At 69.9% G+C, this 12,224-nt stretch carries 9 protein-coding genes and 1 pseudogene; all 10 read left to right on the top strand.

The features are described 5' to 3' along the window. A pseudogene (locus WC493_RS18690) lies at positions 1-325 on the top strand (type VI secretion system contractile sheath large subunit); the annotation flags it as partial. 25 nt (positions 326-350) lie between these two features. Next, positions 351-1,181, top strand: a complete 831-nt coding sequence (locus tag WC493_RS18695) for a type VI secretion system accessory protein TagJ (protein ID WP_373067240.1) — start codon at positions 351-353, stop codon at positions 1,179-1,181. Further along, the gene (gene tssE / locus WC493_RS18700) at positions 1,178-1,669 is read left to right on the top strand and encodes a type VI secretion system baseplate subunit TssE (protein WP_373067242.1); all 492 of its coding nucleotides are present in this window, start codon (positions 1,178-1,180) and stop codon (positions 1,667-1,669) included. Before WC493_RS18695 ends, tssE begins: the two co-directional genes overlap by 4 nt. Next, a complete protein-coding gene (gene tssF, locus WC493_RS18705) occupies positions 1,662-3,488 on the top strand; it encodes a type VI secretion system baseplate subunit TssF (RefSeq protein ID WP_373067245.1) in 1,827 nt (608 codons plus the stop codon). Before tssE ends, tssF begins: the two co-directional genes overlap by 8 nt. Next, positions 3,452-4,516, top strand: a complete 1,065-nt coding sequence (gene tssG, locus WC493_RS18710) for a type VI secretion system baseplate subunit TssG (protein WP_373067247.1) — start codon at positions 3,452-3,454, stop codon at positions 4,514-4,516. Before tssF ends, tssG begins: the two co-directional genes overlap by 37 nt. 16 nt (positions 4,517-4,532) lie before the next feature. After that, positions 4,533-6,053 (top strand): methyltransferase regulatory domain-containing protein, encoded by a 1,521-nt coding sequence (locus WC493_RS18715; RefSeq protein WP_373067250.1) that lies wholly within the window; start codon positions 4,533-4,535, stop codon positions 6,051-6,053. 31 nt (positions 6,054-6,084) lie between these two features. Next, positions 6,085-8,004, top strand: a complete 1,920-nt coding sequence (locus WC493_RS18720; RefSeq protein ID WP_373067252.1) for a serine/threonine-protein kinase — start codon at positions 6,085-6,087, stop codon at positions 8,002-8,004. Then, positions 8,005-9,198 carry a hypothetical protein gene (locus WC493_RS18725; RefSeq protein WP_373067254.1) on the top strand — a complete coding sequence of 398 codons (1,194 nt, stop codon included), beginning with the start codon at positions 8,005-8,007 and terminating at the stop codon, positions 9,196-9,198. Positions 9,199-9,368: 170 nt separating this feature from the next. Beyond that, positions 9,369-11,099, top strand: a complete 1,731-nt coding sequence (locus tag WC493_RS18730; protein ID WP_373067257.1) for a ShlB/FhaC/HecB family hemolysin secretion/activation protein — start codon at positions 9,369-9,371, stop codon at positions 11,097-11,099. A 14-nt stretch (positions 11,100-11,113) separates the two neighbouring features. Then, positions 11,114-12,224: filamentous hemagglutinin N-terminal domain-containing protein (locus WC493_RS18735; RefSeq protein WP_373067259.1), on the top strand; the 1,111-nt coding region annotated here is incomplete at its 3' end.

Consider the following 12,224-nt stretch of genomic DNA (forward strand, 5'->3'; position numbering starts at 1 on the left):
GATCCAGTCGATGCTGTGCACCGGCCGCTTCGCCCATTACCTCAAGGTGATCTGCCGCGACAAGGTGGGCGGCTTCCTGACCGCCGACGATTGCCAGGCCTATCTGTCCAACTGGCTGAACGGCTACACCACCTCGACCATGGACCTGCCGGCGGAAACCCGGGCCCGCTACCCCCTGCGCGAGGCCAGGGTCGAGGTCAGCGAGCTCGCGTCGAAGCCGGGCGAATATAATTGCGTCATCCATCTGCAGCCGCATTTCCAGCTCGACGAAGTGCTCTCCGCCTTCAGGCTGGTCACCGCGGTGCCGTCGGGCCAGGCGGCCTGATGTTCGGAACACGGGGGAGATAGAAATGGCCAACACCAGGACCGAGGCACAGGTCGCCTTCGAGGCGGGCGACATCGACGCGGCGGTCGCCGCTCAGCTCGGAATCGTCAAGAGCAAGCCGGCCGAACTCGGCGAAAGGGCCTTCCTGGCCGAGCTTCTGTGCTTTGCCGGCGATTTCGCCCGGGCGGACAGACAGCTCGACGTGCTCACCACCCAGGACCCCAAGGCGGCCCTGCCGCTCGCCCTGTTCCGCCAGATCATCCGCGCCGAAATGGCCCGCCACGAAGTCTGGAACGAAGGCCGCGTGCCCGATTTCCTGGGCCCGCCGCCGCGCCACGTCACCGCCCGCCTGCGCGCCCTGGCCGAACTCCGCGCGGGCGACAGCGTCGCCGCCGCCACTTCGCTGGCCGAAGCCGAGGCCGAGACGCCCCGCGTCGCCGGTGCCCATGACGACACCGCCTTCGAGGACTGGCGCGACCTCGACGACGTGCTGGGCGGCACGCTCGAAGTCCTGACCTCGACCGGCAAGCATTTCTGGATTCCCATCGAGCGCGTGATACAGATCGAGTTCCACGCCCCGGAACGCGCCCGCGACCTGCTGTTCCGCCGTGCCCTGCTCTCGGTCCAGGACGGGCCGGAGGGCGAGGTCTTCATTCCCGCGCTCTATGTCCCGCCGCCGGGTGCCGCCCTGCCGCCCGCGGTCCGGCTCGGCCGGGCCTCGGACTGGACGGGGGGCGACGGCGCGCCGGTGCGCGGCCTCGGCCAGCGCACCTTCCTGATCGGCGACGACGCGCTGGGCGTCATGGACCTCGGCGTCATCGCCCTGCAGGCCCAGCCGGCCGAGGCGCTGTCTTGAGCCTCGGCGCCTATGCCGACCAGCCGCTGTCGAGTTCCGTCCTCGACCGGCTGCTCGAGGCGCCCGACGGCGACGGCGGCCCGCGCAGCCGCGGTGCCTCGCTGCGCGACCTCAAGGTGGCCATCCGGCGCGATCTCGAAGTGCTGCTCAATGCCCGCCAGCGCTGCCGCTCCTGGGCCGCGGACTACGCGGAACTCGACTCGTCCCTGGTCAATTTCGGCATTCCCGATTTCACCGCCGGCGCCTTCGAATCCCAATCCCGGGTCGAAGCCCTACGGCGCGAGATCGAGGAGGCGATCCGTCGCTTCGAGCCGCGTTTCGAGAGCGTTTCGGTCGAGATCGCGGAAAAGCAGGAATACGACCGCACCTTCCGGATCCGGGTCAGCGCCATGATGTATGCCGACCCGGCGCCGGAGCCGATCACGCTCGACAGCGTGCTCGAATCCGCGACCCGCACCTTCGACGTGGTCGAGAGAGACCATGAGTGACGACCTGCTTCCCTATTTCAACCGCGAGCTCCAGCACATCCGCCGGATGGCGGGCGAATTCGCGGAGAGCCACCCGAAGGAAGCGGGCCGCCTGCGCATTTCGGCCGATGCGGTGGCCGATCCCCATGTCGAGCGCCTGATCCAGGCCTTCGCCTATCTGGCCGCCCGCGTCCGCCTCAAGCTGGACGACGAATTCCCCGAGCTGACCGACAGCCTGCTCGGCGTGCTCTATCCCCATCTGATCGCGCCCTTCCCGTCCTGCGCCATCGCCCAGTTCCGCCCGGCCGAGGATATCGCCGGCGCCATCACCCTGCCCGCCGGCACCGAGGTCGAGACGGTCGAGGGATTGCGCGACGGCGAATGCCGCTTCCGCACCGCCTATGAGACCCAGCTCTGGCCGATCCGGATCGAGGCGGCGACGCTGACCGGGCGGCCGATCAACGCGCCCGCCAACCCGCGCGGCCAGGGCGCCGCCTCGGTCCTGCGCCTGACCTTGAAGACGACCCAGCCGGACCTGACCTTCGACAAGCTGGACCTTTCCAGCCTGCGCTTCTTCCTGCGTGGCACGACCCAGGTCGCCCAGGCGCTCTACGAACTCCTGTTCACCTCGACCCTGTCGATCGCGCTGGCCGACGGGGTGAACGATCCAAGGCCGGTGATCCTGGATCCGGAGGCGATCGTGCCCGTCGGCTTCGAGCCGAACGAGGGCCTGCTGCCCTATCCGGCGCGCTCGCTGATCGGCTACCGCCTGCTCTCGGAACTCTTCGCATTTCCCGAGAAATTCCTCTTCTTCGATCTCCGGCAGATCGAGCGGAAGACGCTGGTCGGCGCGGGCGACAAACTCGAGGTCTTCGTCTATCTCTCGCGCGGGGTGACCGAGCTCGAACGCACGGTCTCGACCGATACTTTCGCCCTCGGCTGCACGCCGATCGTCAATCTCTTCGCCATGCGGGCGGAGCCGACCCACCTGACCGAGCGCCAGTTCGAATACCGCGTGGTGCCGGATGCCCGGCGCCAGCGCGGCCTCGAAGTCTATTCGATCGACAGGGTGCAATTGAGCAGCCCGACCGGCGAACAGGTCGATGTCGAGCCCTTCTATTCGATCCGCCACGGCCGGGGCGAGGCGGGCGGTCGCTCCTATTGGCACGCCACCCGTCGCCCCGCAGTCGAGGGGCTCGGCGGCAGCGAAGTCTTCCTCGGCCTGGTCTCGGATTCCTTCGACGTCGACGCGCCGCCGCAATGGACCGCTTCGGTCGAGATCACCGCCTTCAACCGCGACCTGCCGGCGCAACTGCCCTTCGGCACCGGCCGGCCGCGCCTGCAGCTCGCCAAGAACACCGCGGGCGTGCAGGCGATCGCGCTGCTCACTGCGCCGACCCCGTCGCTGCGACCGAAGCTCGGCAAGCTCGGGCGCTGGCGCCTCGTCTCGCATCTGCTGCTCAACCATCTCTCGCTCGCCGATGCGGTCGAGGGGGCGGATGCGCTGCGCGAGATCCTGAAGCTCTACGACCTGAAGGACAGCCGCGAAACCGCCTCGCTGATCGATTCGATCACCCATGTCTCGGCCACGCGCGGCACTGCCCGGGCGCCGGACGGCGGCGGCATCGCCGCCTTCTGCCGCGGCGTCGACGTCCGCCTCGACTTGGCCGAGAGCCAGCTCGGCGGTGGCGGCGCCTTCCTGCTCGCCGCCGTGCTCGACCGTTTCTTCGGCCTCTATGCCTCGATCAACGCCTTCACCCGCCTGACCATCGCCACCAAGGGACAGGACAGGATCCTCAAGAAATGGCCGCCACGCGCCGGACTGAAGCCGCTCCTCTGATCGCGGCGCTGAAGGCGTCGCCGGAGGAATTTTCGCTCGTGCAGGCGGTCCGCCTGCTCGAGAGGGCGGCGCGTGCCGCGGCGGCCGATCCCCGCTTCGCCGAGCCGGTGCCGCTCGGCCAGGACGGCAATCCCCGCAACGAGCCGGTGCGCTTCAGCGGGGCGATCGGTGTCGCCTTCCCGTCGGGCGACCTCGCCGGTTACGCGGAAGGCGACCCGCCCCGCCTGGTGGTCGAAGCGATGACGCTGGACGGTGTCTCCGGCGCCCTGCCGCCCGCTTACGCCGAAATCGCGATCCAGGCGGAACGCGGGCGACAGCCGGGCTATCACGCCTTCCTCGACATGTTCCTGCACCGCTTCGTGTCGCATTTCGTGCGGGCATCGCGGAAATACCGCCTGCCGCTGGCCTTTGAGGCGCGGGAGGCCGGGCCGGGCGATGCGGTGAGCGCGGCGCTGAAGGCGCTGGTCGGCCTGGGCACGCCCCATCTCGACGAGAAGCTGGCGATACCGGACGAGCTGGTGGTGCATCACGCCGGCCTGATGTCGCGCCGCCAGATGCCGCTGGTGGCTCTGGCCGCCATGCTGTCCAATGTCTTCGGCACCGAGGTGGAGATCCAGCCCTTCGCGCGGAACGTGATCCCGATCCCGCCCGAGGAACGGAGCCGCCTGCCCGAGCGCGAGGCGCCGGACGGCCACTTCTGCCGGCTCGGCGTCGATGCCGTGGCCGGTGCCCAGGTGGTCGACGTGCAGGGCCGCTTCCGGATCGTGATCGGCCCCCTGGCCTACGACGATTTCCGGAGCTGGATGCCGGACCAGCCCAAGGTGAAAGCCTTGGCGGACTTGACCCGCCAGGCGGTCGGCCCGGATTTCGGCTTCGATCTCCAGGTCATCCTGGACCGCCGCGCCGTGCCCTCGCCCGTGCTGGGCGAACCGGCGGCGGAGGCACGCCTCGGCTGGAACCTGTGGATGACGGGCGAGCCGTTCCGGCACGACCCCGACGACGCCGTCTTCGACCTCGACAGCGTCTGAACGGAAGGACGAGACGATGAGCGATTGGTCCAGCGGCTATGTGACCTCCGTCGAATATGTCACCGCCTGCTATCCCGACCAGGCGCCGATCCACCTGAAGCTGATGGCCCTGCTCCAGGGCGTCGAGCCGCCGATGCCGCGCGGCCGCCCGGCCTATTGCGAGCTCGGCTGCGGCCAGGGCCTGACCGCGATCCTGATCGCCCTGACCAATCCGGATACGGATGTCCACGCGATCGACTTCATGCCGGCGCAGATCGCCCGCGCCAAGGCCATGGCGGCCGATTTCGGCCTGGACAACGTGCATTTCCACGAAGCCAGCTTCGCCGACCTGGCGGAAGGCAAGGGCCCTGTCCTGCCCAGTTTCGATTATGTCACCATGCACGGCGTCTATAGCTGGATCAGCCGCGACAACCAGAAGGCCATCGTCAAATTCCTGGCCGAGAAGCTGAACCCCGGCGGCCTCGTCTATACGAGCTACAACGCCCTGCCGGGCTGGAGCCACGGCATCGCGGTGCAGCGCCTGCTGCTCGACTATGCCGGCCTCGCCCGCGGCCCGGCGGAAGCCCGGGTGACCGAGGGTTTCGACTTCATGCGCCGGCTGTTCGAGACCAAGGCGACGCATCTGGAGGGCAACGACCTGGCCCGGGAACTGCTGGCCAAGCCGCCGCGCAGCGCCGCCTATATGGCCCACGAATATCTGAACGACTATTGGCGCCCGCTGTTCTTCGCCGATGTCGCCCGCGATTTCGCCGAAGCCAAGCTCGAATATGCCGGCACCGCGCGGCCGATCGACGTGCTCGACCAGCTCTCGCTGAGCGACGAGCAGCGCGCCCTGATCGACCAGATTCCCGACCCGATCGTGGCCGAGACCTTCCGCGACTATTGCCGGCTGCGCACCTTCCGCGCCGACATCCACGTGAAGGGCGCGCGCCGCCTGACGCCGGCCCAGCGCGAGACGCGGCTGGCCGCCGTGCCCCTGGCGCTGACCGTCGGCGCCGCCGATTTCCGCTATGACATCGACCTGCCGCAAAAGAACGTCCACCTGCCGGACGAGACCTTCCGCCCCCTGGTCGAAGCCCTGGCCGAACAGGGGCCGACACCGCTCGGCGCCTTGATCCGCCAGCCGGGCTACAAGGGCCAGCCGATCCAGTCGATGATCGGGACCATCGCCACCCTGTTGATGTCGCGCCAGGTCGCGGCCGCCCTGCCGTTCGACGATGACGCGGCACTCGCCCGCTGCCGCCGTGCCAACCGCTATTTCGCCGAGCGCAGCATGGAGCTCGAAACCCGCCAGGGCGTGCCGGTGGCAACCCCAGCGCTGCGCAACGCCCATCACATCGACTCGGTCGATGTCATCGCCGTCCACCTGATCAACACCCTCGCCGACACCGACGATGTCTCGATCGCCCGCCGGCTGATCGAATTCGCCCGGGCCGGCGGCGATCAAGGCGCTGACGACGGCGAGACCGAACGCCGCCTGGCCACCATGATCGCCGACCGCCGCCGCATCTGGCGCCATATGGGCCTGATAGACTAGGAAGGGTGGAGGCAAGGACGGAATTCGATCGATGGCACCAGCGGACGACGACAAACCGACCACGATCGGCGGCGGCACCCCACCGGCTGCACCGCCGCCCCATGTGGGCGGACCAGGCACGACGCTGGCGCCCGGCACCATGCTGGGCCATACCTACCGCATCACCGCCTTCCTGGCCCGCGGTGGCATGGGCGAAGTCTATCGCGCCACCCACGACACGCTGGGCACCGAACACGCGATCAAGATCATCCGGCCCGAACTGGCCGGCGTGCCCGAGGTGATCGAACTGTTCCGGCGCGAGGCGATGACGCTCCGCCGCATCCATCACCGCGGCATCGTTTCCTACGACGGCCTGTTCCGCGACGAGGCGGGGCGCACCTATCTGGTCATGGAATTCGTCGACGGGCCGTCGCTCGGCCATGTCATGAAGGAACGGCCGCTCACCGTCGACGAGGTCCGCCTGCTGAAGCGCCACGCCGCCGAGGCGCTGGCCGTCGCCCATGACGAGGGCGTGTTCCACCGCGACCTCTCGCCCGATAACATCATTTTCGAAGGCGGCCGCATCGAGGCGCCCAAGATCATCGACTTTGGCATCGCCAAACTGTCGGACCCGGCGGAAAAGACGGTGGTGGGCGACCAGTTCGCCGGCAAATATTCCTATGTGGCGCCCGAACAGTTCGGCCTCTTCGGCGGCCAGGTCGACGGCCGATCGGACATCTACAGTCTGGGCCTGGTGCTGGCCGCGGCGGCGCTGGGCGAAAAGCTCGACATGGGCTATTCGCTGCAGACCGCGGTCGCCAAGCGCGACACCGTGCCCGATCTCTCCGCCCTGCCTGCCGACCTTCGGGCCGAGATCGGCGCCATGCTGGCGCCCGACCCGAAGAACCGCCCGCAGTCCATGCGCGACCTGGTCGAGGCCGAAGTCACCCGCGGCAGCCTCGGCAACGGTGCCAAGGGTGCCGCTGGTGCTGCGAAGAAGAGCGCCGACGGCGCCAAGAGCAAGGACGGCGGCAGCAGCCGCGTCGCCCTGTGGGCCGGGCTCGGCATCGTCGCGGTCGCGGCCGGCGGCCTCGGTGTCGTCGCCGTGGTGAAACCCGAATTGCTGTTCGGCAAATCCGCGGTGGTGGCTGCCGGCAGCGGCACCACGACCTTGCCGGAATCGCCGCCGCCCCCGCCCGTGTCTCTTCCCGAGACACCACCGGCGTCGCCCCCCGCGTCGCCGCCGGTTTCACCGCCGCCACCGCCGACCCAGCCGGAGTTGCCGCCTCCTTCGCCGCCGGTGTCGCCGCCGGTCTCCCCGCCGCCGCCGCCCACACTGCCGGAGCTGCCGCCCCCTTCGCCGCCCCCTTCGCCGCCCGTGTCGCCCCCTGTGTCGCCCCCGGTGTCGCCCCCGGTGTCGCCGCCTCCGCCGCCGGTCGCCGAGATCGATCCGCGGATCGAGCAATGCGACCGCCTGGCGGCCGATCCGGAAGATGTCACCCGGGCCGTGATCGAGGGACGCAAGGTGGCCGGTGTTCGCGCCATCACGGAAATCGCCACGGCGGACGCCATCCCGGCCTGCGAGGCCGCGGTTTCAGCCGCCCCGGCCGAGCCGCGGCTGAATTTCCAGCTCGCCCGGGCCTATTACGCCGGCGAGCGCCAAGCCGATGCCCGCCAGCAGCTCAAGATCGCGGCCGACGCCGGCCACCTGGTGGCCAAGCAGATGCTGGGCACCATGATGTTGCAGGGCGAAGGCGGGGCCAAGGACGCCAGCACGGGCCTCCGCCTGATCCAGGAGGCGGCCGATGCCGGCATCGCCTCGGCCCAGTTCAACCTGGGTGTCATGTATTTCAAGGGTGACGTGTCCGGCATCACCAAGAACCGGGATACCGCCATCTACTGGTTCCGCAAGGCGGCCAACCAGAAGCACCAGGGCGCCATCAACGCCTTGAAGAGCCTGGGAGTGAACTAGATGGCCACCGCCCCGCACGATCCCGGCCTTCCGCCGCGGCGCCGCCGGGGCGGGGCCCAGGGCATCCTGTGGGGCCTGGTCGGCGCCTTCGTCGCCGCACTGGCGGTGGGCGGCCTGTTCTGGCTCGACCAGCACGGCGGCCCGGGACCGGGGCTCAGCGTCGCCGGCCATCTGTCGCCACCGACGCCCGCGGTACCCGCGCCGGCACCGGCCCCCGCAGCACCGCCGCCCGCCGCCTCGCCGGCCCCCGCGACTCTGCCGGGGTCCGCCGCCCTGCTGCCCGAGGGCGGGGCGCTGTCGCCGGCCCCCGCCCCCGCACTGGCCGCCCCCGCACTGGCCACCCCCGCACCGGCCGCACCGGCGCCCCAGGTCCCGGAAGCACCGGCAGCCCTGGCCCCCCAGGTGCCGCCGCCGGGTCGGACACCCGCCCCCAGCGCAACGCTGGAACAGATCGTCACCCGCCTGCCCGACCACCTCACCACCTATCGCGCCGCCCATAACCCGCGCGTCCTGGTGCTGGATTTCCCGAGCTTCCATGCCCAGGCCATGGCCCTGAACCGGATCGCCGCCCTGATCGAGAAGAAGGGGGCCCCGCGCGACCGGGTGATGAGCGATGCCGAATTGCGCCGGGCGATCGCCGACAGCGGCAAGTCCTTCGACACCTATTACGGCGGCCACGACTATGATTCAGCCGCCCTGGCGCGCTTCTTCACCCTGGCCGAGAACGTCGGCGTCACGGTGGCCGAGGGCGAAGTCCTGGAAATCCTGCTGAAGCAGAAGGTGATCCGGGTCGCCGACCAGGGCTTCACCCCGGGCGAGCCGGCCCAGGCCCTGGTCACGCTCGCCTCGGTCGGCGGCGACGACGCCGGCAACATCGCCCTCCGGCGCGAAGTGCTGCGCCACGAGTTCGCCCACGGCGAATTCTTCACCCAGGTCTTCTTCCGTTCCGCCTGCGACGATTTCTGGCGCAAGGGCCTGAACGACGCGGAACGCAAGCTGTTCACCCGCTTCCTCGAGCGCGCCGGCTACGACGTGAAGAACGAGACCCTGGTGATCAACGAGATGCAGGCCTATCTGGGCTTCACGCTGGCGCCCGAGCTGTTCGGCCCGCGCCAGCTCGGCATCGACGACAAGGCATTCGCCGCGCTGCGCGAGCGCTTCAGAAAGGCGGTTCCCGCGGCGATCGATTTCTAGCACAGTCTGGCCTTGCGCCAATCTTGGTGCTAACAGACTGATAGGTACGGATGGCGTCCGCCGGGGGGCGGCGCTCAGTCCGCTGTCGACCGTTTCGGGACAGCGGGTGTCGATGACCGGCCAGGGCCGGGCTCGACAGTGCCGAACATGCGTCTCGCCGTGGGGGAATGATGAGACACGTCGCAACGACCGCCATTGTCACGACCCGGGCTCTCGCCGGGCTCGGCCTGATCGCGGCGACCTTCCTCGCCCAGCCAGCCATCGCCCAGACCCTGCCAGGCACCGCCCGGCCGACCGTCGCGCCACAGGCGATCACACCGCCCGCACAGCCGAGCGTGCCCGGCCTCGAAGTGGCGCCCGCCCCGGCCGGCAGCCCGCCCGCGGGCGCCGAGAGCGTGACCCTCACCCTGGCCGGTGTGACGGTCGAGGGCGCCACCGTCTATGGCGACGCCGACCTCGCCCCCTATTACGCCGACAAGGTCGGCAAGACCGTGACCCTGGCGGACATCTTCGCAATCGCCGCCGCGATCGAGGCACGTTATCGCGACGACGGCTATTTCCTGACCCGCGTCGTCGTACCCGCCCAGCGGATCGAAGGCGGCACCGTCAAGTTCACCGTCGTCGAAGGTTACATCAAGTCGGTCGCGGTGACCGGCGACGCCGGTGGCGCCCGCGAACTGGTCGAGGCGATGGCGGCCAAGATCGCGGGGCCGGGGCCGGCCCGGCTCGATCTGGTCGAACGCCAGCTTCTCCTGATCAACGACCTGCCCGGCATCACGGCACGCAGCACCCTGAGCCCGGTCGCGGGCGAGCGCGGCGCCAGCCAACTCACGGTCGACGTCGCGCACAAGGCGGTCGACGGTTTCGCCGCGATCGACAACCGCGCCTCGTCCTTCGTCGGCCCCTGGAGCGTCAGCCTGGGGGGCGGGCTCAACAGCTTCACCCCGCTCGGCGAGCGGTTGGAACTCGTGCTGTTCACTTCCTTCCTGAACGAGCGCCAGCAGCTGGCCCAACTCTCGGGCGATTTCGCGCTGGGCGACAGCGGGCTTCGCCTGCACGCCTATGCCGCCTATGCCCCCGGCAAGCCGGGCGAGAGCCTGACTCCGCTCGAAATCGAGACCGAGGCGACCCGTTTCGGCGTCGCCCTGTCCTATCCCTTGCTGCGCAGCCGGCGCCTCTCGGTGATGGCGACCGGCGCCTTCGATTGGACCAATGAAGACGACGATACCCTGGGCCTGCCCCTGACGCGGGACCGCCTGCGCGTGCTGCGTGCCCTGTTCGATGCCGAATATCGCGACAGCCTGGCCGGCGTCTCCAAGGCGAGCCTCGGCATCTCGACCGGGATCGGCGCTCTGGGTGCCTCGGAGGCGGGCGACCTCTTCCTGTCCCGGGCCGGGGCCGACGGCGAATTCACCAAGGCCACGCTGGAACTCAGCCGGTTGCAGCATCTGTTCGACACCGGCATCGGTACCTTGAACCTGCTGATCGACGCGGCCGGCCAGATCTCGGACGGCGCCCTGCTGGCGGACGAGGAATTCCGCCTGGGCGGCTATCGCTTCGGGCGCGGCTACGCGCCGGGCGAACTCTCCGGCGACAAGGCCCTAGCCGCCACCATCGAACTCCAGCTCGGCGGCACACTCGACGCGGCGACCGACCAGGGCAGGCTCCACCTGCCCTATCAACTCTATGGCTTCTACGACGCCGGCAAGGTCTGGAACGACGGCCCGGGCGAAATCGACTCCGCCGCCCTGACTTCGGCCGGTGCCGGCGTGCGCCTCTATATCGAGGACTCCGCCCAGGCCGAGCTGGAGGTCGCCAAACCGCTCACCCGCGACCGGTCCGATCGTTCCAGCGATTGGCGCCGGCCCGGGGTATTCTTCCGCCTCGTCGGCAATTTCTGAGGGAGATCAGGGTCATGACCGGCTTCGTCCCTCGGCGGCACCGTTCCCGCCTGCTCGCCTCGACCGCCATCGGCCTCGTCGTCCTGATCGGCGCCACGCCGGCCGGCTATGCCAATCCGACCGGCGGCACCGTCGCGGCCGGCAGCGCCTCGATCGCCAGCGCCCCGGGCACGGTGACGGTCGAGCAGTCGAGCCAGCGCGCCGTGATCGACTGGCAGGATTTCTCGATCGGCGGCGGCGAGACCACCCGCTTCATCCAGCCGGGGCCCGATTCCGTCACCTTGAACCGGGTGACCGGCAGCAATGCTTCGGTGATCCAGGGCACGCTGACCGCCAACGGCAATGTCTTCCTGGTCAATCCGAACGGCGTGCTGGTCGGGGCTGGGGCCAGGATCGACGTCGGCGGCCTGGTCGCCACCACCTCGGACATCGCCGACAACGCCTTCATGGCCGGCTCCGGCCTGTTCGACATGCCGACCAGCAATGGTGCGGCCAGCGTCGTCAACGACGGCACCATCACGGTGGCCGACCACGGCCTGGCCGCCCTGGTGGCGCCCACGGTGGCCAACAACGGCACCATCGCCGCCCGCCTCGGCACCGTGGCGCTGGGCAGCGCCGAGACTTTCACCGTCGACCTCGCGGGTGACGGCCTGATCTCCTTCGACACCGGCCAGCCGGTCGCCCGCGCGGCGGGCGGCACCCAGGTCTCCAACGCCGGCACCATCGATGCCGCGGGCGGCACGGTGATCCTGACCGCCGGCCAGGCCTCGGCCGTGGTCGACCGCGCGATCGACATGACCGGGGTGGTCTCCGCGGCCGGCGTCGCGACCGACGGCGGCACCATCGTGCTGACCGGGGGCGACGGCGAAACCGCCGTCTCCGGCACGCTCGACGTTTCTTCCGCCACGGGCAGGGGCGGCACCATCGAGGTCACGGGCGGCGATGTCGGCGTGATCGGCACGGCCAGGCTGGATGCCACGGGCGCCAATGGCGGCGGCACCATCAGGGTCGGCGGCGGCAAACAGGGCAGCGGCCCGACGCCCCATGCCAAGACCACCACGGTGGCGGCCGGCGCCACCCTCGACGCCTCGGCCCTGACCCAGGGCGACGGCGGCACAGTGATCG

It is taken from the genome of Zavarzinia sp., from assembly GCF_041650655.1.
In the GTDB taxonomy this organism is placed as follows: Bacteria; Pseudomonadota; Alphaproteobacteria; order Zavarziniales; family Zavarziniaceae; genus Zavarzinia.

What these genes read in the sequence shown, in the direction of transcription:
- WC493_RS18695 (WP_373067240.1), top strand. Translation starts at nt 351, where the DNA reads ATGGCCAACACCAGGACCGAGGCACAGGTCGCCTTCGAGGCGGGCGAC.
- tssF (WP_373067245.1), top strand. Translation starts at nt 1,662, where the DNA reads ATGAGTGACGACCTGCTTCCCTATTTCAACCGCGAGCTCCAGCACATC.
- tssG (WP_373067247.1), top strand. Translation starts at nt 3,452, where the DNA reads ATGGCCGCCACGCGCCGGACTGAAGCCGCTCCTCTGATCGCGGCGCTG.
- WC493_RS18715 (WP_373067250.1), top strand. Translation starts at nt 4,533, where the DNA reads ATGAGCGATTGGTCCAGCGGCTATGTGACCTCCGTCGAATATGTCACC.
- WC493_RS18720 (WP_373067252.1), top strand. Translation starts at nt 6,085, where the DNA reads ATGGCACCAGCGGACGACGACAAACCGACCACGATCGGCGGCGGCACC.
- WC493_RS18725 (WP_373067254.1), top strand. Translation starts at nt 8,005, where the DNA reads ATGGCCACCGCCCCGCACGATCCCGGCCTTCCGCCGCGGCGCCGCCGG.
- WC493_RS18730 (WP_373067257.1), top strand. Translation starts at nt 9,369, where the DNA reads ATGAGACACGTCGCAACGACCGCCATTGTCACGACCCGGGCTCTCGCC.